Consider the following 19707-nt stretch of genomic DNA (forward strand, 5'->3'; position numbering starts at 1 on the left):
GACGTGGGCGGCTTGCGCGACGCCGGGTCGCTCTCGGTGACCGTCCTCACCTCCGGCGGCCGGGGGCCGGCGGCGGCGCGGAACGTCGGATGGCGGGTGGCGGCGGCCGAATGGGTCGTCTTCCTCGACGACGACGTGGTGCCCGGCGAGCGGTGGGGCGAGCGGCTGCTCGACGACCTGCGCGGCGCCGGCGCGGAGGTCGGCGGGGTGCAGGGACGGATCCGCGTCCCGCTGCCGGCCGATCGGCGCCCGACCGACTGGGAGCGCAATGTCGCCGGGCTCGCGTCGGCGCGCTGGGCGACCGCCGACCTCGCCTACCGGCGCGCCGCGCTCGCGGCGGTCGGCGGCTTCGACGACCGCTTCCGCCGCAACTACCGCGAGGACGCCGACCTCGGCCTGCGGGTCGTCGGTGCAGGCTGGCGGATCGAGCGGGGCGAGCGGGAGACGCTCCACCCGGTCGGCCCGACCGGCTTCTGGGCGAGCGTCCGTCGCCAGGCCGGCAACGCCGACGACGCGCTGATGCGCCGCCTCCACGGCCGCGACTGGCGCACCCGCGCCGCCGCTCCCGCCGGCCGCCTCCCCCGCCACGCCGCGACCGCCGCCGCGGGCCTCACCACCGCCGGCCTCCTCCTCGCGCTCACAGCCCCGCGCCGCAACGGTTCGCGGCGCGTGCGGGCCGCGGCGCTGATCGCTGGCGCGGGGTGGGTCGGCGGGACGGCGGAGCTGGCCTGGGCGCGGATCGCGCCGGGGCCGCGGACGCCGGCCGAGGTCGCGGTGATGGCGGCGACCTCGATCGCCCTGCCCTTCGCCGCCGTCGCGCACCGGCTCGCCGGCGAGTGGCGCTGGCGCGCGGCCGCCCCGTACGACAGAGATGCCTGGCACGGCGGCGGCCATCGGCTGTTTGCACGTGCTCTTCACGTGCAAACAGCCAATGCTCCGCCGGCCGCGGCGATGCGCGGCGGCGGGCCGGCGCTCGACCCTCGCGGCCGAGCGCCAGACGGCGGCGGGCGGCCGGCGGCGGCGATGCGCGGCGGCGGGCCGGCGCTCGACCCTCGTGGCCGAGCGCCAGACGGCGGCGGGCGGCCGGCGGCGGCGATGCGCGGCGGCGGGCCGGCGCTCGACCCTCGTGGCCGAGCGCCAGGCGGCGGCGGGCGGCCGGCGGCGGTGCTGTTCGACCGCGACGGGACCCTCGTCGAGGACGTGCCGTACAACGGCGATCCGCTGCGGGTGAGGCCGATGCCCGGCGCGCTCGACGCGCTCGCGGCGCTGCGCGCGGCCGGCGTCCCGACGGCGGTCGTGTCGAACCAGTCCGGGATCGCGCGCGGGCTTCTCACCCCCGCGCAGGTCGAGGCGGTCAACGCTCGCGTCGAGGAGCTGCTCGGCGACGTCGGGCCGTGGCTCGTCTGCCCGCACGTCCCGGCCGACGGCTGCGACTGCCGCAAGCCGGCGCCCGGCCTCGTGCTGGCGGCCGCGGCGGCGCTCGGCGTCGCGCCGGAGCGGTGCGTCGTGATCGGCGACATCGGCGCCGACGTCGCCGCCGCCCGCGCCGCCGGCGCGCGCGGGGTGCTCGTGCCGACGCGGGCGACCCTGCCGGCCGAGGTCGACGCCGCCGTGGAGGTCGCCCCGGACCTGCTGAGTGCCGTCCGGCTGGTGCTCGACGGGGAGGCGGTCACATGACGGCCCGCCCCGACCGCGACCGCCGCCACGCCGCGCCCGCCCCCGCAGCGACGCCCACCGCGACCGGTCCCGCCCCGCCGCGCACCGTGGCCGATCCGGCCGACACGGCGCGGCCGCGGCCGATCGGGGGGCGGACGGCCGACCGGCCGCAACGACCGCACGTGCTCGTCGCCCGGCTCGACAACGACGGCGACGTGCTGCTCGCCGGACCGGCGATCCGGGCGGTCGCCGCGAACGCGGGACGGGTCACGCTCCTCTGCGGGCCGCGCGGCCAGGCCGCCGCGGAGCTGCTGCCGTGCGTCGACGAGCTGCTGCTCCACCGCGCCGAGTGGATCGATCCCGAGCCGGAGCCGTTCGACCCGGCCCACAGCCACCGACTGGTGCGCGAGGTCGCCGCGCGGCCGGTCGACGAGGCGGTGATCTTCACCTCCTTCCATCAGAGCCCGCTGCCGCTGGCGCTGCTGCTGCGGCTCGCCGGCGTCCCGCGGATCGCCGCGACCAGCGTCGACTACCCCGGCTCGCTGCTCGACGTCCGCCACCGCATCTCCGACGACGTCCACGAGGTCGAGCGCGCCCTCGGCCTCGCCGCAGCCGCCGGCCACCCGCTCCCACCCGGCGACGACGGCGCGCTGCGGATCCTGCGACGCTCAGCGGGCACCGCCCTCCCGCCCGCCCTCCCTCCCCAGCCGTACGTCGTCGTCCACCCCGGCGCCTCGGTCAGCGCCCGCGCGTGGGCGCCCGAACGGCACGAGCAGCTGGTCGCGGCGCTGACGGAGCGCGGCCGCGCCGTCGTCGTCACCGGCTCCCCGGACGAGCGCGAGCTGACCGCGCGCGTCGCGGCCGCCGCGCCCGTCCGCGCCGTCGACCTCGGCGGCGCGACCGACCTCGCGGGGCTCGCCGAGGTGATCGCGGGGGCCGAGGCGATCGTCGTCGGCAACACGGGGCCGGCCCATCTCGCGGCGGCGGTCGGGACGCCGGTCGTCTCGCTCTACGCGCCGACCGTGCCGGCCGTCCGCTGGCGGCCGTGGATGGTCCCGCACGTCATCCTGCACGAGCCGGTCCCGTGTGCGGGCTGCCGCGCGCGCGACTGCCCGGTGCCGGGCCATCCGTGCATCGACCGGCTGCCGCTCGCGACCGTCCTCGACGCGGTCGACGCGATGGCCGCCGCCGAGCGCCCGCACCGGCCCCCGCTGCCGGCGCCGGAGCCGCCCGCGCCGCGCCCGCCGTCGCGCCCCGACCGCCACGGCCGCCCCGCCCGCACCGCCCGCCGCGGCAACGGCTCCACCCGCCAGAGGGGAGCGACCGCATGAACGTCCTGCTCTGGCACGTGCACGGCTCGTGGACGACCGCGTTCGTCCACGGACGGCACACGACGCTCCTCCCGGTCGTGCCCGACCGCGGACCGGACGGCCGCGGCCGCGCGCAAACGTGGGAGTGGCCGGCGAACGCCGTCGAGGTGACGCCGGAGGAGGCGGCCGAGACCGACGTCGACGTCGTGATCCTCCAGCGCCCGCACGAGCTGGAGCGGCTCGCGCCGGAGTGGCTCGGCGGCCGCCGGCCCGGCCGCGACCTGCCCGCGATCTACCTCGAGCACAACGCGCCCCAGGGCCGCATCGCCGAGATGCGCCACCCGGCCGCCGACCGGCCCGACCTGACGCTCGTCCACGTCACCCACTTCAACGATCTGTTCTGGGACGCCGGCAGCACGCCGACGCGCGTGATCGAGCACGGGATCGTCGACCCCGGCGAGCGCTACAGCGGCGAGCTGCCGCGGGCCGCGGTCGTCATCAACGAGGCGGCGCGGCGGCAGCGCGTCACCGGCACCGACCTGCTCGACCGCTTCGCGCGGGCCGCGCCGATCGACCTGTTCGGGATGGACGCGGCGTCGCTGGGCGGGATCGAGGACGTGCCGCAGGCGCGGCTCCACGACGAGATGGCGCGCCGCCGCGTCTACCTCCACCCGATCCGCTGGACCTCGCTCGGCCTCTCGCTGATCGAGGCGATGCAACTGGGGATGCCGGTCGTCGCGCTGGCGACGACCGAGGCGCCCGACGCCGTCCCGCCCGCGGCCGGGGTCGTCTCGACGCGCGTCGACCGGCTCGCCGACGCGGTCCGCGGCTTCGTCGAGGAGCCCGACCGCGCCCGCGAGGCCGGCCGCGCCGCGCGCGCCGCGGCGCTGGAGCGGTTCGGGCTGGAGCGCTTCCTGGACGACTGGAACCGACTGCTGGAGGAGGTGACCTCGCCATGAAGGTCGCGATGGTGTCCGAGCACGCGAGCCCGCTCGCCACCCTGGGCGGGGTCGACGCGGGCGGCCAGAACGTCCACGTCGCTGCGCTCGCGACCGAGCTCGCCCGCCAGGGCGCCGAGGTGGTCGTCCACACGCGTCGCGACGCGCCCGGGCTGCCACGGCGGGTCGCGCTGGCGCCGGGCGTCGAGGTCGACCACGTCTCCGCCGGGCCGCCGCTGGAGCTGCCCAAGGACGAGCTGCTGCCGTACATGGGCAGCTTCGCCGAGGAGCTCGTCGAGCAGTGGCGGCACGAGCGGCCGGACGTCGTCCACGCCCACTTCTGGATGTCGGGCCTCGCCGCGCTCGACGCCGCGCGTGAGCTGGGGATCCCGGTCGTGCAGACCTTCCACGCGCTTGGCGTCGTCAAGCGGCGCTACCAGGGAGAGAAGGACACGAGCCCGGTCGAGCGGGTCGAGCTGGAGCGCGAGATCCTGCGCCGCGCCGACCACGTGATCGCGACCTGCAGCGACGAGGTCTTCGAGCTGCTGCGACTCGGCGCCACGCGCAGCCGCGTCGCGGTGATCCCGTGCGGCGTCGACCTCGACGCCTTCACGCCCGACGGCCGGCGCAGCCGCCGCCGGCCGGGGTTCAAGCGGCTGGTCTCGATCGGCCGGCTGGTCGAGCGCAAGGGCGTCGGCAACGCGATCTCCGGGCTCGCGAGCGTCCCCGGCGCCGAGCTGGTGATCGCCGGCGGGCCGCCGCGCGAGCGGCTCGGCGACGACCCCGAGGCGCAGCGGCTGACGCGGCTGGCGCGCGCGGTCGGCGTCGAGGAGCGCGTGACGCTGCGCGGCAGGATCGGCCGCGGCGACGTCGCGGCGCTGCTGCGCTCCGCCGACGCGGTCGTCTGCGTGCCCTGGTACGAGCCGTTCGGGATCGTGCCGCTGGAGGCGATGGCCTGCGGCGCGCCGGTCGTCGCGGCCGCCGTCGGCGGGATGGTCGACACGGTCGTCGACGGCGTCACCGGCGTCCACGTGCCGCCGCGCGACCCCGAGCGGCTGGCCGAGACGCTGCGGGCGCTGCTCGACGACGAGGCGCGGCGCCAGGCGTACGGCGCGGCCGGCGTGCAGCGGGCGCGCAGACGGTACGGCTGGCCGCGGATCGCCGCCGCGACGCTCGAGGTCTACGCCGGCGTCGCCGAGCGGCGCGCCGCACGCGAGCGTCCCGCGCGGCCGGCGCCGCGGCGCGGCGCCGCTCGCCGGCGGGTGCCGAGCGGCCGGGAGCACCACGCCGCGCTGCTCGACGCGCTCGAGCTGCTGAAGGACGAGATCGACACGCTCGAGTCGTGGGGCGAGCGGCTCGCCGAGCAGCTCGCCGGCGGGCGGCGGCTGCTGGCGGTCGGCAACGGCGGCAGCGCCGCGCAGGCGCAGCACCTGACGGCCGAGCTGGTCGGCCGCTTCCTGATGGAGCGCGCGCCGCTGAGCGCGATCTGCCTCCACGCCGACACGTCGAGCCTGACCGCGATCGGCAACGACTACGGCGTCGAGGAGGTGTTCGCGCGGCAGGTGCGCGCGCACGGCCGGCCCGGCGACGTGCTGCTCGCGCTCAGCACCTCGGGCCGCAGCCCGAACGTGATCCGCGCCGCCGAGGCGGCGCGCGAGATCGGCATGACCTGCTGGGCGCTGACCGGCGCCGGCGCGAGCCCGCTCGCCGACGTCTGCGACGAGGCGCTGCGGCTCGGCGGCGCCGAGACCTCGACGACCCAGGAGCTGCACCTCGTCGCGCTGCACATCCTCTGCGGCGCCGTCGACCGCGAGCTGGCGTTGCGCGACCCGGCGCGCAAGGAGCCGGCCCGCGGCGTCCGCGGAGGACGGCGAGCCCACGGCCGCGGCTTTGCGCGGCGCCAGGAGCAGGAGGTCCGCCGATGAGCGGGCGCGGCGACCTCCGGCACCCCTACGCCGCAAGCCGCGGAGGCGCGGGATGAGCGGGCGCGGCGACCTCCGGCACCCCTACGCCACGAGCGACGCGGGCGCGCCGACGAGCGGGCGCGGCGCGCTGGTCGTGATCGGCGACCTGCTGCTCGACCGCGACGTCGACGGCGCCGTCGAGCGGGTCGCGCCCGACGCGCCGGTCCCGGTGCTCGACGAGCGCTGCGCCGTCGCGCGGCCGGGCGGCGCCGGGCTGGCCGCGGCGCTGGCGGCCGCCGACGGCCGCGACGTGACGCTCGTGACCGCGCTCGCCGACGACGACGGCGGCCGGCTGCTCGCCGCGCTCCTGGCGACGGCGGGCGTCGAGCTCGTCGACCTCGGCCTCGCCGGCACGACGCCGGAGAAGATCCGCTTCGCCTGCGGCGGCCATCCGCTGCTGCGGCTCGACCGCGGCGACGGCGGCCGCGTCGGCCCGCTGACCGCGGCGGCACGGGCGGCGATCGGCTGGGCCGACGCCGTCCTCGTCTCCGACTACGGCCGCGGCGTCGCGGCGGCCGACGGGGTGCGGGAGCTGCTGGGCGGCGGCCCGCCGGTCGTCTGGGACCCGCATCCGCGCGGAGTGGCGCCACCGGCCGGCGTGACGCTCGCGACGCCCAACGCGGCCGAGGCGGCCCGGTTCGCGGACGTTGGCGGGGTTGGAGCCGTCGGACGCGGCGCAACCGCCGCGCGCGACCCGCTCGTCACGCCGCCCCCGCGCGACCCGCTCGCCACGCCGCCCCCGCGCGACCCGCTCGCCACGCCGCCCCCGCGCGACCCGCTCGCCACGCCGCCCCCGCGTGACCCGCTCGTCACGCCGCCCCCGCGCGACCCACTCGCCACGCCGCCTCCGCGCGACCCGCTCGCCACGCCGCCCCCGCGCGACCCGCTCGCGGCCGCCGCGGCGCATGCCGCGATCCTGCGTGCGCGCTGGGAGGCCGAGGCGGTCGCGGTCACGCTCGGCGCACGTGGCGCGCTGCTCGACGCCGGCGGCCCCATCCCGATCGCCTTCCCGGCCACGCCGGCCGACGGGGGTGACCCGTGCGGCGCCGGCGACCGCTTCGCGGCGACCGCCGCCGGCCTGCTCGCCGACGGCGCGGCGCCGATCGCAGCGGCGCATGCGGCGACCGAGGCCGCCTCGCGCTTCGTCGCGGCCGGCGGCGCCGCCGGCTTCGCGCGGCGCACCGCGCACGACGGCGCGGGCGCGCGCCTCCCCCGCCCCGCCGTCCCCACCGCCGGAGACACCCGCATGCGCGCCAGCGGCAGCGTCCCGGCCGCCGGCCGCGTCGTCGACGACCGCGCCGCCGCCGGCCGCAGCACCCCGAGCGCCGGCCGCGCCGCGCCTGCACCCGCGGGCTCCGCTGCCGACGAGGCGGAAGCGCGGGCGCTGATCGCGCATGCGCGCGCAGGGGGCGGCACGATCGTCGCCACGGGCGGCTGCTTCGACCTGCTCCACGCCGGCCACGTCAGCACGCTGCAGGCGGCGCGGCAGCTCGGCGACCTGCTCGTCGTCTGCCTCAACGACGACGCGTCGGTGCGGCGGCTGAAGGGGCCGAGCCGGCCGCTCGTCCCGGCCGCGGAGCGCGCCGGGGTGCTGGCGGCGCTCGCGTGCGTCGACGCGGTCGTCGCCTTCTCCGAGGACACGCCGTGCGAGCTGCTGGAGCGGCTGCGACCGGACCTGTGGGCGAAGGGCGGCGACTACGCCGGCGCGCCGATGCCGGAGCAGGAGGTGCTGGAGCGCTGGGGCGGCCGCGTCGTGCTGCTGCCCCACCACGCCGGCCATTCGACCACCCGACTGATCGAGGAGGCAGCGCATCGTGCAGCAAGCTGAGCTGGACCGGACCACCGCCCGGGCCGCGAGCGCCGGGCCCGGCGCCGCGCTCGGGCGCGTGCTCGTCACCGGCGGCGCCTCCGGCCTCGGGGCCGCGATCGCGGCGACCGTCGCGGCGCGCGGCGGCACGGCGATCGTGCTCGACCGCGACCGGCCCGCCGGCGATCTCGACCACGAGCAGGTCGACCTCGCCGACACGCGCGCCGCGGAGGCGGCCGTCGCGCGCGCGATCGACCGCCACGGCGGCCTCGACGGCGTCGTGACCGCGGCCGGCACCGACGCCTGCGGCCCACTGCTCGGCACGCCGGGCGAGCAGTGGGACCGTGTCGTCGCGGTCAACCTGCTCGGCACCGCCGCGGTCGTGCGGGCGGCGCTGCCGGCGCTGACGCGAGCCGACAACGGGCGCGTCGTGACGGTCGCCTCGACGCTCGGGCTGCGCGTCCTCGGCGACGCGACCGCGTACTGCGCCAGCAAGTTCGGCATCGTCGGCTTCACCCGCGCGCTGGCGCTCGAGACCGCCGGCAGCGTCGGCGTCACGCTGCTCGTCCCCGGCGGCATGCGGACGCACTTCTTCGACGGCCGCGCCCCGCAGTACCAGCCGCCGCCCGACGCGCCGCTGCTCGATCCGCGTGAGGTCGCCGAGGCAGTCGCCTTCGCGCTCTCGCGCCCGCGCGGCGTCGAGCTGCGCGAGCTGGTCGTGACCGTCTCCGAGGAGAGCTCGTGGCCGTGAGCGATGACCCCGCGCCCGGCCGACCTCGGCCGCGGCTGCTGGTCCTACGGGCGCTCGGACTCGGCGACCTGCTGTGCGCGGTGCCGGCGCTGCGCGCGCTCGCCGCCGCCTTCCCCGACCGGCGGCGGCTGCTGGCGGCGCCGGCCCAGCTCGCGTCGCTGATCGCGCTGATCGGCCCCGACCCCGCGCGCAGACCGGCTGCGGGCGAGCGCGCGATCGACGAGCTGGTGCCGCTGCCGCCGTGGGTCGGCGGCAGACGGCCGCCGACCGCGGCCGCCGCGCGGCTGCCGCACGGCGCGCTGGCCGTCAACCTCCACGGCAGCGGGCCCGAGAGCCACCGGCTGCTGCTCGCGACCAAGCCCGAGCGGCTGCTCGCCTTCGCCCATCCCGACGTCCCCGAATGCGCCGACGGCCCGCCATGGGACCTCCCGCCCGACGCGCCCGACGCCCACGACGCCCCCGACGCGCCCGACGCGCCCGGCAAGCCGGCAGCCGGCGGCGCGCCCGCAACCGCGAGCGCGCGCGGCGTGCCTCCCGGCGAGCCGGAGCCCAGGCATGCGGCGGCCGGCGGCGCGCCTCCCCGCGAGCCCGCGCGCGGGCCTGCGGCGGCAGCCGGCGCCGCGCCCGTCGAGCACGAGCGTGAGCGCTGGTGCCGGCTGCTGCGCGCGCACGGGATCGACGCCGACCCGGCTGCGCTGGAGCTGCCGGTGCGCCCGGCGCATGCGCTCGCCGGGCTCGACGCGACGGTCGTCCACCCCGGCGCGGCGAGCGAGGCGCGGCGGTGGCCGGCGGAGCGGTGGGTCGAGGTGATCCGCGCCGAGCGCGCCCGGGGCCGCGTCGTCGTCCTCACCGGCAGCGCGAGCGAGCAGCCGCTCGCCGAGCGGATCGCGGCAGCCGCCGGCCTGCCGCCCACGGCCGTGCTCGCCGGCCACGTCGACCTCACGGGCCTCGCGGCGCTGGTCGCGGCGGCCGGCCGGCTCGTCTGCGGCGACACCGGCGTCGCCCACCTCGCGACCGCGACGCGCACGCCGTCGGTCGTGCTGTTCGGACCGGTCTCGCCGGAGCGCTGGGGACCGCCGGCCGACCGCCCGTGGCATCGCGCGCTGTGGCAGCGCACGGAGGGCGCCGGCGATCCCCACGCCGACCGCCCCGACCCGGCCCTGCTCGCGATCGAGCCGGCCGCCGTCGCCGCCGCGCTCGCCGATCTCCCGCTCCGGCCCGCCGCAGCCTTCCCTTCCGTCCGGCCGCCCGCGAACCAGCCGCGCGTCACGGCGCGGCCGCGGGCCGCCGCTCCGCCGCCTCCCGTCCCGCCACCGACCGCGACCGGTTTGCGACCCGGCGCCGCGGGGAGGTGAACGGCATGCGGATGGCGATCACCGGCGCGACGGGGAACGTCGGGACGAGCCTGCTCGCCGCGCTCGCGGGCGAGACGGCGGTCGAGGAGATCGTCGCGATCGCGCGGCGGCCGGCCGAGCTGCCCGACCCGCGCGTGCGCTTCCACGTCGCCGACATCTCGCGCGACGACCTGACCGAGCCGCTGCGCGGGGTCGACGCGGTCGTCCACCTCGCCTGGCTGATCCAGCCCTCGCGCGACGAGGCGACGCTCCACGCGACCAACGTCGAAGGCTCCCGCCGGCTGCTCGACGCGATCGCGCGCAGCGACGTCCGCGCACTCGTCTACGCCTCGTCGGTCGGCGCCTACTCGCCGGGCCCGAAGGACCGCCGCGTCGACGAGTCGTGGCCGACCGACGGCATCTCCAGCAGCTTCTACGCGCGTCACAAGGCGGCGGTCGAGAGGCTGCTGGACGCCTTCGAGCGCGACCGGCCGCAGGTGCGGGTCGTGCGGATGCGCCCCGGGCTGATCTTCAAGCGCGACGCCGCGACCGGGATCCGCAAGCTGTTCATCGGCCCGCTGCTGCCGCCGGCGGCCGTCCGCCGCGAGCTGATCCCGATCGTGCCCGACGTGCCGCGGCTGCGCTTCCAGGCGGTCCACTCGCTCGACGTCGGCGACGCCTACCGCCGCGCGCTGGTCGGCGACGCCCGCGGCGCCTTCAATCTCGCGGCCGACCCGGTGCTCGACCCGCAGGTGCTCGGCGAGACGCTCGGCGCCCGCCCGGTGCCGATGCGCGCCGGCTTGCTGCGCAGCGCCGCCGACCTGTCGTGGCGGATGCGGCTGCAGCCGACGCCGGCCGGCTGGGTCGACCTCGCGCTCGCCGTCCCGCTGCTCGACGCGAGCCGCGCCCGCAGCGAGCTCGGCTGGACCCCGCGCTTCTCCTCGACCGAGGCCCTGACCGAGCTGCTCGACGGCATCCGCGAACGGGCCGACCTGCCGACCCCGCCGCTGCACGACGGCCCGATCGGCTGACCGAAGCCGATCAACGCTGGTCTGGGCACGCATACCGTGCCCAGATCAACAGCGATCCGCTGGTGACGAGGGGCGCCGGGCGGCGCGGCTGATCGGGCGCGGGCGGCCCGTTATCGTCCGCGCCCGTGCCCAGAGCGAGACCGGTCACCCTGCTCGACGTCGCCCGCGCCGCCGGCGTCTCGCGCACGACCGCGTCGGCGGCGCTCGGCGGCAGCGGGCGGCTGTCGGAGGAGACGCGCGCGCATGTCGCGGCGGTCGCGGCGCGGCTCGGCTACCGCGCCAACCCGGTCGCGCGCCACCTGCGCCGGGGCCGGATCGGCGCGATCGGCCTCCATCTGCCGTCGCACGCGACCGGCCTCGCGTACTACATGGAGTTCGCGTTCGGCGTCGTCGAGCGCGCGCAGCGGGAGGGGCTGTCGGTGACGCTGCTGGCGCCCAAGGCGACCGCCCCGGCCCAGGTCGACGGCTTCGTCGTCGTCGACCCGCTGCGCGGCGACCCGCTCGTCGGCGCGCTGCTCGGCTCCGGCCTGCCGGTCGTCAGCGGCGAGCAGGTGGCGCCCGGCGAGCCGGCGCCGGCCGCGGTCGTCCAGGCCGACCACGAACGCGGCCTGCGGGCGCTGCTCGACCACCTCGCCGCGCGCGGCGCGCGACGACCGGCGCTGCTCGCGCCCGACGAGAGGTCGGCGTGGGCGCTGGCACTGCGCAGCGCCTACGACGCGTGGTGCCATGAGCGCTGCGTCCCCCCGCGCGTCCGCGACGTCCCCTTCAGCGCCACCGCCGATGAGGTCCGCGCCGTGTCGGCGGAGCTGCTGGGCGCCCGCGGCGGCGCGGCCGGCAGCCCCGATCTCCCCGACGCGATCGTCTGCGCGCCCGACGGCTCGGCGCTCGGCGCGATCGCGGCCGCCGCGGACGCGGGGCTGACGGTCGGCGACGACCTGCTCGTCGCCGCGTGCGTCGACAGCGCCGCGATGGCGCTCGCCGGACCGCCGGTCACGGCGCTCGACCTCCGCCCGCGCGAGTTCGGCGCCCGCTGCGCGACGTCGCTGCTCGCCATCCTCGCCGGCGAGCGACCGGCCGCCGCGACGCTGCGCCAGCCGGTCGACCTCGTCGTCCGCGCCTCGACCGGGACCCGCTGACCGGCGCCGCGCCCGCTCAGCGCCCGCGAACAACCGAGCCCCGCCGCCGCGAGCATTGGCTGTTTGCAATCGCTCAGCACCAGCAAAGAGCCAATGCTCCGCCCAGACTCGACCAACACACTTGCGGGATCGATTCCGCAGCGGTACGCTCAGGCCATGAAGCTGCTCACCGCCTACGCTCCGCCCACGTCGCTCGCCCGCGTCGAGCAGCCCGCGCGCAGACCGCTGCGGGTCGGCGCCGTCCAGCAGCGCTGGCACGAGGACCCGGCCGAGCACCGCGCCGCGCTCGCCGAGGGGATCCGGATCGCCGCCGCCGAGGGCGCGCGGCTGGTCTGCCTCCAGGAGCTGACGCTCTCCCCCTACTTCGCCTTCGTCCCCGACGGCCCCGCGAAGCTCGGGGTCGAGCCGGAGGAGCTGGCCGGCGGCCCGACGCATGCCTTCGCCGCCGAGCTGGCGGCGGAGACCGGCGCCCACGTCCACGCCTCGCTGTTCGAGCGCGCCGACAGCCCCGACGGACCCGACGGCCTCGGCTACAACACCGCGATCGTCGTCGCGCCCGACGGCGAGCTCGTCAGCCGCACGCGCAAGCTCCACATCCCCGTCACGGCCGGCTACTACGAGGACAGATACTTCCGGCCCGGCCCGGCCGGCGGCGCCGACGGCAAGGGCCCGTTCCCCGTGCTCGGCATCGGCGAGGGCCGCTTCGGCTTCCCGACCTGCTGGGACCAGTGGTTCCCGGAGCTGGCGCGCGCCTACGCGCTGGAGGGCGCCGACGCGATCGTCTACCCGACCGCGATCGGCTCCGAGCCCGACCACCCCGACTTCGACACCCAGCCGCTGTGGCAGCAGGTGATGGTCGGCAACGGGATCGCCAACGGCACCTTCATGATCGCCGTCAACCGCTTCGGCGCGGAGGGCCCGCTGACCTTCTACGGCAGCTCGTTCGTCTCCGACCCGTACGGGCGGATCCTCGTGCAGGCGCCGCGCGACGAGGCGGCGGTGCTCGTCGCCGACCTCGACCTCGACCAGCGCCGCGACTGGCTCGACCTCTTCCCCTTCCTCAGAACCCGCCGGCCGGACGCCTACGCCAGCCTCGCCGACGAGTAGGAGCCCATCGCCCGGGTAGGTGCCGGGCCATGACGAGATTCGGCTACACGATGATGTGCGAGCAGGCGCCGCCCGACCAGCTGGTGCGCGACGTCGTGCTCGCCGAACGGGCGGGCTTCGACTTCTCGGTCATCAGCGACCACTGGGCGCCGTGGCTGGACGAGCAGGGCCACGCCGGCTACGCGTGGTCGATCCTCGGCGCCGCGGCGCAGGCGACCGAGCGGATCCCGCTGATGACCTACGTCACCTGCCCGACGCTGCGCTACCACCCGGCGATCGTCGCGCAGAAGGCGGCGACGGTGCAGATCCTCTCCGGCGGCCGCTTCCGGCTCGGCCTCGGCGCCGGCGAGAACCTCAACGAGCACGTCGTCGGCAGGCGCTGGCCGGCGGTCGGCGTGCGCCACGAGCTGCTCGCCGAGGCGGTCGCGATCATCGGCGCGCTGCTCGACGGCGAGACCGTCAACCACCGCGGCCGCCACTACGACGTCGAGCAGGCCGTCCTCCACGACCGCCACGACGTCCGGCCGCCGATCGGCATCGCCGTCTCGGGCCCCGAGTCGTGCCGGCTGGCCGGCAGGCACGCCGACCTGATGATCGCGACCGAGCCGAAGCCGGAGCTGGGCGAGCGATTCGACGCCGCCGGCGGCGAGGGCAAGCCGCGCGTCGGCCAGGTGGCGGTCTGCTGGGACGCCGATCGCGACGCCGCGGTCAGACGGGCCCACGAGCAGTTCCGCTGGTTCGGGCTCGGCTGGCTGGTCAACGCCGACCTGCCGACCCCGGCCGCCTTCGACGCGGCGACGAGATTCGTGACCCCGGACGACGTCGCCGAGCAGATCGCCTGCGGCCCCGACGTCGAGGCCCATGTCGAGGCCGTCAAGCCCTACCTCGACGCCGGCTTCGACGAGATCGCCTTCGTGCAGATCGGCGGCGACCAGCAGGAGCGCTTCGTCGCCTGGGCCGAGCGCGAGCTGCTGCCGGCGCTGCGCGAGCTCTGAGGCGGCTCTGGCGCCAGGCCGTTTTCGCGGCCCCATCTGGGGTACGGGGGCGTCCATGAGAATCGGCTGCTTCCTCTCCAGCGAGGAGCACGGCCCGAAGGAGCTCGTCGCGCAGGCCGTCCGCGCCGAGCAGGCCGGCTTCTCGGCGCTGTGGATCTCCGACCACTACCACCCGTGGACCGACGAGCAGGGCCACAGCCCGTTCGTCTGGAGCGCGATCGGGGCGATCGCGCAGGCGACCGACCTGCCGCTCGGCACCGGCGTCACCTGCCCGACGATGCGGATCCACCCGGCGGTCGTCGCGCAGGCGGCGGCGACCAGCGCGATCCTGCTCGACGGCCGCTTCAGCTTCGGCGTCGGCTCCGGCGAGGCGCTCAACGAGCACGTCCTCGGCGACCGCTGGCCGGGCGCCGACGAGCGGATCGAGATGCTCGAGGAGGCGATCGAGGTGATGCGCGCGCTCTGGTCGGGCGAGGTCGTCCACCACCGCGGCCGCCACTACACCGTCGAGCACGCCCGCATCTACGACCTCCCCGACGCGCCGCCGCCGGTGCTCGTCTCGGCCTTCGGGCCCAAGGCGGCGAGCATGGCGGCGCGGGTCGCCGACGGCTTCGTCACGACGACCCCCGACAGAGAGCTGATCGAGCAGTACCGGGCCGAGGGCGGCAGAGGCGTCGTGCAGGCCGGCGCGAAGGTCTGCTTCGGCCCCGACGAGGCCGAGGCGGTCGAGACCGTCCACCGCCTCTGGCCGACCGAGCAGCTGCCCGGCGAGCTGTCGCAGGTCCTCCCCACGCCCCAGCACTTCATGCAGGCCGCCGAGCTCGTGACCAAGGAGCAGATCGCCGCCTCGCCGGTCCCCTGCGGCCCCGACGTCGAGCGCCACGTCGAGGCGCTGCGCAGATACGAGCAGGCCGGCGTCGACGAGCTGTACGTCTCGCAGATCGGCCCCCGCACCGACGAGTTCTTCGAGACCTGGGCGCGCAAGGTGCTGCCCCGCTTCGCGGAGGAGCGGGTCGGATGAGCGCCGGCGACGGGCCGCTGCGGGCGACGCTGCTGAACTGCACGCTGAAGCGCTCGCCGAACGAAGCGCGGCGCGCGCCCCTCACGGCTTCAGCACGACCTTGAAGCAGCCCTCCTGCTTCTTCTGGAAGATCTCGTAGGCGCGCGGGGCGTCGTCGAGCGGGAGGCGGTGGGTCGCGTACTCCTCGACGCCGAGCGGGTCGCCGTCGCCGGAGACGAGCGGCAGCAGGTCGTCGATCCAGCGGCGCACGTTCGCCTGGCCCTGTCGGACGGTGATCTGCTTGTCGAACAGCTGCAGCAGCGGCATCGGGCTGGCGGCTCCGCCGTAGACGCCCGAGAGCGAGATCGTGCCGCCGCGGCGGACCAGCTCGATCGCGCTGTGGAGCGCGCTGAGGCGGTCGATGCCGGCGGTCGTCATCAGCTTCTGCGCGGCGACGTCGGGCAGCATCGCGGTCAGCCGCTGGGCGATCTTGCCGATCGGGGCGCCGTGGGCCTCCAGCCCGACCGCGTCGATCACCGCGTCGGGGCCGCGCCCGCCGGTCAGGTCGCGCACGTGGCCGGCGAGGTCTCTCCCCTCGTCGTTCAGGTCGAGCGCGACGACGCCGTGATCGCGCGCCCGCTGCAGCCGCTCGGGCACGAGGTCGACGGCGAGGACGGTCTCGGCGCCCTGGTGCTGGGCGATCCGCGTGCACATCTCGCCGATCGGGCCGAGGCCGAGCACGAGCACGCTGCCGCCGCTGGGCACGTCGGCGTAGGCGACCGCCTGCCATGCCGTCGGCAGCACGTCGGAGAGGTAGAGGAAGCGGTCGTCGGGCGGCCCATCGGGGACCTTGATCGGCCCGTAGTGGGCCTGCGGCACGCGCAGCAGCTCGGCCTGCCCGCCGGGGATCTGGCCGTAGAGCTTCGTGTAGCCGAGCAGCGAGGCGCCGGTGCCGTACTCGCGCACCTGCGTCGTCTCGCACTGCGACTGCAGGCCGTTGTCGCACATCCAGCAATGGCCGCAGGAGACGTTGAACGGGATCACGACGCGGTCGCCCGGTCTGATCTGCGTCACCTCGCTGCCGACCGCCTCGACAACCCCCATCGGCTCGTGGCCGAGCACGTCGCCTTCGTCGATGAAGGCGCCGAGCACCTCGTAGAGGTGGAGGTCCGAGCCGCAGATCGCGGTCGAGGTGATCCGCACGATCGCGTCGGTCGGCTGCTCGATCGTCGGGTCGGGGACCGTGTCGACGCGCACGTCGCGCGTGCCGTGCCAGGCGACCGCTCTCATCGTCAGCTCGCTTTCGTCGGGGAACTCGTCGTGGCTCGCACCCCTACCCGTTCGCCTGGCGCTCAAGCGCCCGAGCGCGCGCCGAGGCAGTCGGCCGCCGCGACGATCTCCGCGCGCATGTTGCGCTCCATCATCCGCAGCGCCGCGTCGCTGAGCGAGCGGTCGATGTGGGCGACCGCGTCGCGCACGACGCGGATCTCGAAGTGGCGGACGTAGGCGTCGAGCGCGGTGTAGAGCACGCACTGCTCGGTCACCTGGCCGGTGAGGATCACGCGCCGCGCCTCGCGCGTGCGCAGCAGCTCGTCGAGCGCGGTGCCGTAGAAGGCGCTGTGGCGGACCTTGACGAGGAACTCGTGGTCGGGCGCCGGCACGAGCGGCTCGATCAGGTCGGGCCGCCGGCCGGCGAGCGCCCGCTCGACGAGCTGCTCGCGCTGGGCGGCGTAGTCGCCGTGGTTGTCGTTGACCCAGACGACGTCGACGCCGTCGGCGTCGCGGCTCCGCTCGATCAGGTCGCGCAGCGGCTCGACGACCGCCTCGGCGCTCGCCGCGAGCGCGTCGGCGTCGTCGTGGTCGTAGGGGTTGAGCATGTCGCAGACGATCAGGACGCTGGAGGCTGTCATCGCCTCCACCCTGCCCGCGGCGGTCGCGCGCGATGCGCGCCGGGCGCCCGCTCAGCCGGGCGACCGTCCTCAGCCGGGCGGCCGCTCGCCGTCGTCGTCGCTCTCGGCGTCGGCGTACGGGTCGGAGTCGGAGGTCGGGTCGACCTCGTCGGCCTGGTGGCTGAAGCGGTGCTTGGGATCCTCGCCCTCCTCCGGCGCGCGCGGGTCGACCAGCGGCGTTCTCGACGCCTCGGCCGGGTCGGGCGGCCGCTCGTGGACGCGGGACGGCTCGTTGCGGGTGCCTGGACGCGGTGCCATGTGGAGCGCCTCCGTCGGTGGTGGGTCTGACCGCCAGCTACCTGGCGGCGGAGCGCTTCAAACGCTCCCGTCTGCCGCTCTCGCCCGGGAGCGGCTGCGGCTCGTAGCTGACCTGCGAGAGCCGTGCGATCGCGCGCCGCAGCAGGCGCGAGACCTGCATCTGCGAGCAGCCGACCTGCTCGGCGATCTCGGTCTGCGTCAGGTCGCGGGCGAAGCGCAGGAACAGCACGCGCCGCTCGCGCTCCGGCAGCGCGTCGACCAGCGGCGCGACCGTCGCGAGGTGGTCGATCAGGTCGAAGCGGCCGTCGTTCTCGCCGACCGTCTCGGCGACCGTGCGCTCGCCGCCGTCGTCGGCGCCGCACGGCTGGTCGAGCGAGGAGACCTCCTGGATCTCGCGGGCGTGGAGCGCCTCGGTGACCTCCTCGACGTCGAGGCCGGTCTCGTCCGCCAGCTCGCCGATCGTCGGCGCGCGCCCGAGCCGGCCCGACAGCTCGTCGGTCGCGCGGGCGACGTCGAGCGCCGCCTCCTGGACGCCGCGCGGGAGGTGCAGCCTCCACGTCGTGTCGCGGAAGTGGCGCCGCAGCTCGCCGCTGATCGTCGGAATCGCGAACGAGCTGAAGCGGGCTCCGTAGGAGGGGTCGTAGCGCTCGACCGCCTTCACCAGGCCCAGGTAGGCGACCTGCTCGAGGTCCTCCAGCGGCTCGCGGCCGCGGTGGAATCTGCGCGCCAGTCTGCGTGCGAGCGGCATGTACTCGACCGCCGCGCGCTCGCGCAGGCGCGGGTCCTTCGTCTCGTGATATCGCCGCAGCAGGGTCTCGCCGTCGGGCTGACGAGCCGCGGTCCGCGGCGGGAGGGCGCGGACGCTCATACCTGAGCCGTTCCCGCTCCCCCGACGCTCCATGTCGGGCCGGGCTGTGCCGGCGCCCAGATGGTCCGGGCGCCGACCATGCCCTGCTCGTGTCCGCACGCGACTATTGCGAGATCGCCTCGACCAGCTCGCCGACCTGGTCGTCGGAGATGTTGCGCGCCACGTCAGCCTGGGCGACGATGCCGACCAGCCGTCTGCCGTCGATCACGGGCAGCCGCCGGACCTGGTATCTCGCCATCGTGTGGAGCGCCTCGTCGACCGAGTCGTCGGCGCCGATCGTGATCGTTCTCGCGTCACCCTGCCCCAGCTCTCCGGCACGGGTTCTGGCCGGGTCCTTGCCGGCCGCCAGCACCTTCACGACGATGTCGCGGTCGGTGACCATCCCCTTCAGCCGGTCGTCCTCGCCGCAGATCGGCATCGCGCCGACGCCCAGCTCCGCCAGCCGTCTCGCGGCCTCGAGCACGGAGTCGTTCTCGCCGATGCAGGTGCAGTCGTCGGACATGATCTCGCGGGCGGTCTTCGTCGCCATCTGTGCCTCCTGTGGGTGTATGACGGTCGGGAAGCTGCGGCGTTCGGCGGTCCCGGGCCTATCCGGGCGCGTCGCCGCGCGGCGTGCTCCGCCGTCGCGCCTCGCGCTCGGCCGCGCGAGCTGCGCGGGCGGCTGGGTCGTCGTCGCCGACGACGCTCTCCGGCCGGATGTGCCGGTGCTCGACCGGCTCGGGCTGGTCGGACTGGAGGCGGTCGCCCGCCGGGCTCGTCTTGCGCGCCCACAGCGCGCCGCCCGTCAGGTACATCACCAGCCCGATCCCGCCCGCGACGACGAGCACGATCACCAGCAGCAGGATTGCGATGCCACCTTCCATGCTCGGCACCTACCCCCGGCCCTCCGGGCCAAACGACGACTGCGAGCGCCAGTCAGCGCGGCTCCTCCGGGCGCGCCGACGGCCGCCGTCCGGCGGTCCTCGCGCCCGCGCGGACGCGCTCGCGCGCCGTCGCTCGACGCGCCGCTCCGCCCGCCTGGCCGCCGGCCGGCGTAGGCTTCGCGCCATGGCCTACACCACCGCCGAAGGACGCCAGCAGCTGCTCGACACGGTCGCCGAGGCGGTCGACGCGCTCGGCGAGGCGCTCGCGCGCTTCGGCGTCGCCTACGAGGAGCTCGACGAGTCGCGCGGCGACCTGCTCGAGGAGCGGCTGTTCTCCCCGGTCCAGAAGGCGTACGGCCGCCTGCGCCGCTGCCACGCCGCCTTCGCCGCCCGCCACGGGCTGCCGGCGCGGAGCTTCGCGCAGCCCGACGCGCCGGCCGCCTGGCACGGCGCCCGCAGACTGGTCGAGGAGGCCGCCGACGCGGTCGCCGACGCCGACGAGGCGCTCGCCGAGCTGCAGGACTCGCTGCTGCCGGTCGAGGTCGGCGACCCGGAGCTGCGCGCCGACCTCGCCGACGTCCGCGCCCTGCTCGGCCCGCTCGACGCCGCCGCCGACGACGTCCTCCGCCAGCTGTGGCGGTAGCCCGGCCGGCCCCGTCCCCACCCCGCCCCGGCGCGCCGCGACCTGCGTCGATCTGCCCACCGTGACGGTGGGCGGACTGACGCAGCTCCCGAACCTG

At 76.9% G+C, this 19707-nt stretch carries 19 protein-coding genes and 1 pseudogene; 14 read left to right on the forward strand and 6 right to left on the reverse strand.

The window, feature by feature from the left end; all coding sequences use genetic code 11:
* The first annotated feature begins 3 nt into the window (after window positions 1-3).
* The 13 genes and pseudogenes from BDZ31_RS09285 to BDZ31_RS09345 all read left to right on the forward strand — a co-directional run bounded on the left by BDZ31_RS09285 (window position 4) and on the right by BDZ31_RS09345 (window position 15050).
* On the forward strand, window positions 4-1677 hold the full coding sequence (locus tag BDZ31_RS09285) for an HAD-IIIA family hydrolase (protein WP_221242963.1): 1674 nt from the start codon (window positions 4-6) through the stop codon (window positions 1675-1677).
* A complete protein-coding gene (locus BDZ31_RS09290; protein ID WP_183341372.1) occupies window positions 1674-2987 on the forward strand; it encodes a glycosyltransferase family 9 protein in 1314 nt (437 codons plus the stop codon). The genes BDZ31_RS09285 and BDZ31_RS09290 overlap by 4 nt, the downstream gene beginning before the upstream one ends.
* Window positions 2984-3925: a glycosyltransferase gene (locus BDZ31_RS09295; protein WP_183341374.1), complete on the forward strand. Its 942-nt coding sequence runs from the start codon at window positions 2984-2986 to the stop codon at window positions 3923-3925. The genes BDZ31_RS09290 and BDZ31_RS09295 overlap by 4 nt, the downstream gene beginning before the upstream one ends.
* Window positions 3922-5112: pseudogene (locus BDZ31_RS26200) on the forward strand (glycosyltransferase); the annotation flags it as partial. The gene BDZ31_RS09295 and the pseudogene BDZ31_RS26200, both read left to right, overlap by 4 nt.
* A 54-nt stretch (window positions 5113-5166) precedes the next feature.
* A complete protein-coding gene (locus BDZ31_RS26205) occupies window positions 5167-5829 on the forward strand; it encodes a D-sedoheptulose-7-phosphate isomerase (RefSeq protein WP_183342420.1) in 663 nt (220 codons plus the stop codon).
* Window positions 5830-5881: 52 nt separating this feature from the next.
* Window positions 5882-7696: an adenylyltransferase/cytidyltransferase family protein gene (locus BDZ31_RS09310; RefSeq protein ID WP_183341376.1), complete on the forward strand. Its 1815-nt coding sequence runs from the start codon at window positions 5882-5884 to the stop codon at window positions 7694-7696.
* Window position 7697: 1 nt separating this feature from the next.
* Window positions 7698-8426, forward strand: coding sequence for an SDR family oxidoreductase (locus tag BDZ31_RS09315; RefSeq protein ID WP_183342422.1), 729 nt, complete (start codon window positions 7698-7700; stop codon window positions 8424-8426).
* Entirely contained in the window at window positions 8423-9781 is a 1359-nt protein-coding gene (locus BDZ31_RS25940; RefSeq protein WP_221242966.1) for a glycosyltransferase family 9 protein, read from the forward strand. The genes BDZ31_RS09315 and BDZ31_RS25940 overlap by 4 nt, the downstream gene beginning before the upstream one ends.
* Before the next feature lie 5 nt (window positions 9782-9786).
* A complete protein-coding gene (locus tag BDZ31_RS09325; protein WP_183341378.1) occupies window positions 9787-10791 on the forward strand; it encodes an NAD-dependent epimerase/dehydratase family protein in 1005 nt (334 codons plus the stop codon).
* A 125-nt stretch (window positions 10792-10916) separates the two neighbouring features.
* Window positions 10917-11927, forward strand: a complete 1011-nt coding sequence (locus BDZ31_RS09330) for a substrate-binding domain-containing protein (protein WP_183341380.1) — start codon at window positions 10917-10919, stop codon at window positions 11925-11927.
* A 156-nt stretch (window positions 11928-12083) separates the two neighbouring features.
* On the forward strand, window positions 12084-13034 hold the full coding sequence (locus BDZ31_RS09335) for a carbon-nitrogen hydrolase (RefSeq protein ID WP_183341382.1): 951 nt from the start codon (window positions 12084-12086) through the stop codon (window positions 13032-13034).
* Between the two features lie 29 nt (window positions 13035-13063).
* Entirely contained in the window at window positions 13064-14029 is a 966-nt protein-coding gene (locus BDZ31_RS09340; protein WP_183341384.1) for a TIGR03557 family F420-dependent LLM class oxidoreductase, read from the forward strand.
* 55 nt (window positions 14030-14084) lie between these two features.
* On the forward strand, window positions 14085-15050 hold the full coding sequence (locus BDZ31_RS09345) for a TIGR03557 family F420-dependent LLM class oxidoreductase (RefSeq protein WP_183341386.1): 966 nt from the start codon (window positions 14085-14087) through the stop codon (window positions 15048-15050).
* Between the two features lie 81 nt (window positions 15051-15131).
* Here BDZ31_RS09345 and BDZ31_RS09350 read toward each other — a convergent pair whose 3' ends face one another.
* The 6 genes from BDZ31_RS09350 to BDZ31_RS09375 form a co-directional block, all read right to left on the reverse strand.
* On the reverse strand, window positions 15132-16319 hold the full coding sequence (locus BDZ31_RS09350; protein ID WP_183341387.1) for a zinc-dependent alcohol dehydrogenase: 1188 nt from the start codon (window positions 16317-16319) through the stop codon (window positions 15132-15134).
* Window positions 16320-16381: 62 nt separating this feature from the next.
* Window positions 16382-16939 (reverse strand): cysteine hydrolase family protein, encoded by a 558-nt coding sequence (locus BDZ31_RS09355; protein WP_183341389.1) that lies wholly within the window; start codon window positions 16937-16939, stop codon window positions 16382-16384.
* A gap of 69 nt (window positions 16940-17008) precedes the next feature.
* A complete protein-coding gene (locus tag BDZ31_RS09360) occupies window positions 17009-17236 on the reverse strand; it encodes a hypothetical protein (RefSeq protein WP_183341391.1) in 228 nt (75 codons plus the stop codon).
* A 37-nt stretch (window positions 17237-17273) separates the two neighbouring features.
* A complete protein-coding gene (locus BDZ31_RS09365; RefSeq protein WP_183341393.1) occupies window positions 17274-18104 on the reverse strand; it encodes a SigB/SigF/SigG family RNA polymerase sigma factor in 831 nt (276 codons plus the stop codon).
* 103 nt (window positions 18105-18207) lie between these two features.
* A complete protein-coding gene (locus BDZ31_RS09370) occupies window positions 18208-18633 on the reverse strand; it encodes a CBS domain-containing protein (RefSeq protein ID WP_221242967.1) in 426 nt (141 codons plus the stop codon).
* A 58-nt stretch (window positions 18634-18691) separates the two neighbouring features.
* A complete protein-coding gene (locus BDZ31_RS09375; RefSeq protein ID WP_183341396.1) occupies window positions 18692-18967 on the reverse strand; it encodes a hypothetical protein in 276 nt (91 codons plus the stop codon).
* 184 nt (window positions 18968-19151) lie between these two features.
* Here BDZ31_RS09375 and BDZ31_RS09380 point away from each other — a divergent pair, with 184 nt between their 5' ends.
* Complete coding sequence (locus tag BDZ31_RS09380; protein WP_183341397.1) at window positions 19152-19610, forward strand: hypothetical protein; 459 nt, start codon at window positions 19152-19154, stop codon at window positions 19608-19610.
* The last annotated feature ends 97 nt before the right edge of the window (window positions 19611-19707 follow it).

The organism is Conexibacter arvalis, assembly GCF_014199525.1.
Classification (GTDB): domain Bacteria; phylum Actinomycetota; class Thermoleophilia; order Solirubrobacterales; family Solirubrobacteraceae; genus Conexibacter; species Conexibacter arvalis.

What these genes read in the sequence shown, in the direction of transcription:
- BDZ31_RS09290 (WP_183341372.1), top strand. Translation starts at nt 1,674, where the DNA reads ATGACGGCCCGCCCCGACCGCGACCGCCGCCACGCCGCGCCCGCCCCC.
- BDZ31_RS09295 (WP_183341374.1), top strand. Translation starts at nt 2,984, where the DNA reads ATGAACGTCCTGCTCTGGCACGTGCACGGCTCGTGGACGACCGCGTTC.
- BDZ31_RS09310 (WP_183341376.1), top strand. Translation starts at nt 5,882, where the DNA reads ATGAGCGGGCGCGGCGACCTCCGGCACCCCTACGCCACGAGCGACGCG.
- BDZ31_RS09325 (WP_183341378.1), top strand. Translation starts at nt 9,787, where the DNA reads ATGCGGATGGCGATCACCGGCGCGACGGGGAACGTCGGGACGAGCCTG.
- BDZ31_RS09335 (WP_183341382.1), top strand. Translation starts at nt 12,084, where the DNA reads ATGAAGCTGCTCACCGCCTACGCTCCGCCCACGTCGCTCGCCCGCGTC.
- BDZ31_RS09340 (WP_183341384.1), top strand. Translation starts at nt 13,064, where the DNA reads ATGACGAGATTCGGCTACACGATGATGTGCGAGCAGGCGCCGCCCGAC.
- BDZ31_RS09345 (WP_183341386.1), top strand. Translation starts at nt 14,085, where the DNA reads ATGAGAATCGGCTGCTTCCTCTCCAGCGAGGAGCACGGCCCGAAGGAG.
- BDZ31_RS09350 (WP_183341387.1), bottom strand. Translation starts at nt 16,319, where the DNA reads ATGAGAGCGGTCGCCTGGCACGGCACGCGCGACGTGCGCGTCGACACG.
- BDZ31_RS09355 (WP_183341389.1), bottom strand. Translation starts at nt 16,939, where the DNA reads ATGACAGCCTCCAGCGTCCTGATCGTCTGCGACATGCTCAACCCCTAC.
- BDZ31_RS09360 (WP_183341391.1), bottom strand. Translation starts at nt 17,236, where the DNA reads ATGGCACCGCGTCCAGGCACCCGCAACGAGCCGTCCCGCGTCCACGAG.
- BDZ31_RS09365 (WP_183341393.1), bottom strand. Translation starts at nt 18,104, where the DNA reads ATGAGCGTCCGCGCCCTCCCGCCGCGGACCGCGGCTCGTCAGCCCGAC.
- BDZ31_RS09370 (WP_221242967.1), bottom strand. Translation starts at nt 18,633, where the DNA reads ATGGCGACGAAGACCGCCCGCGAGATCATGTCCGACGACTGCACCTGC.
- BDZ31_RS09375 (WP_183341396.1), bottom strand. Translation starts at nt 18,967, where the DNA reads ATGGAAGGTGGCATCGCAATCCTGCTGCTGGTGATCGTGCTCGTCGTC.
- BDZ31_RS09380 (WP_183341397.1), top strand. Translation starts at nt 19,152, where the DNA reads ATGGCCTACACCACCGCCGAAGGACGCCAGCAGCTGCTCGACACGGTC.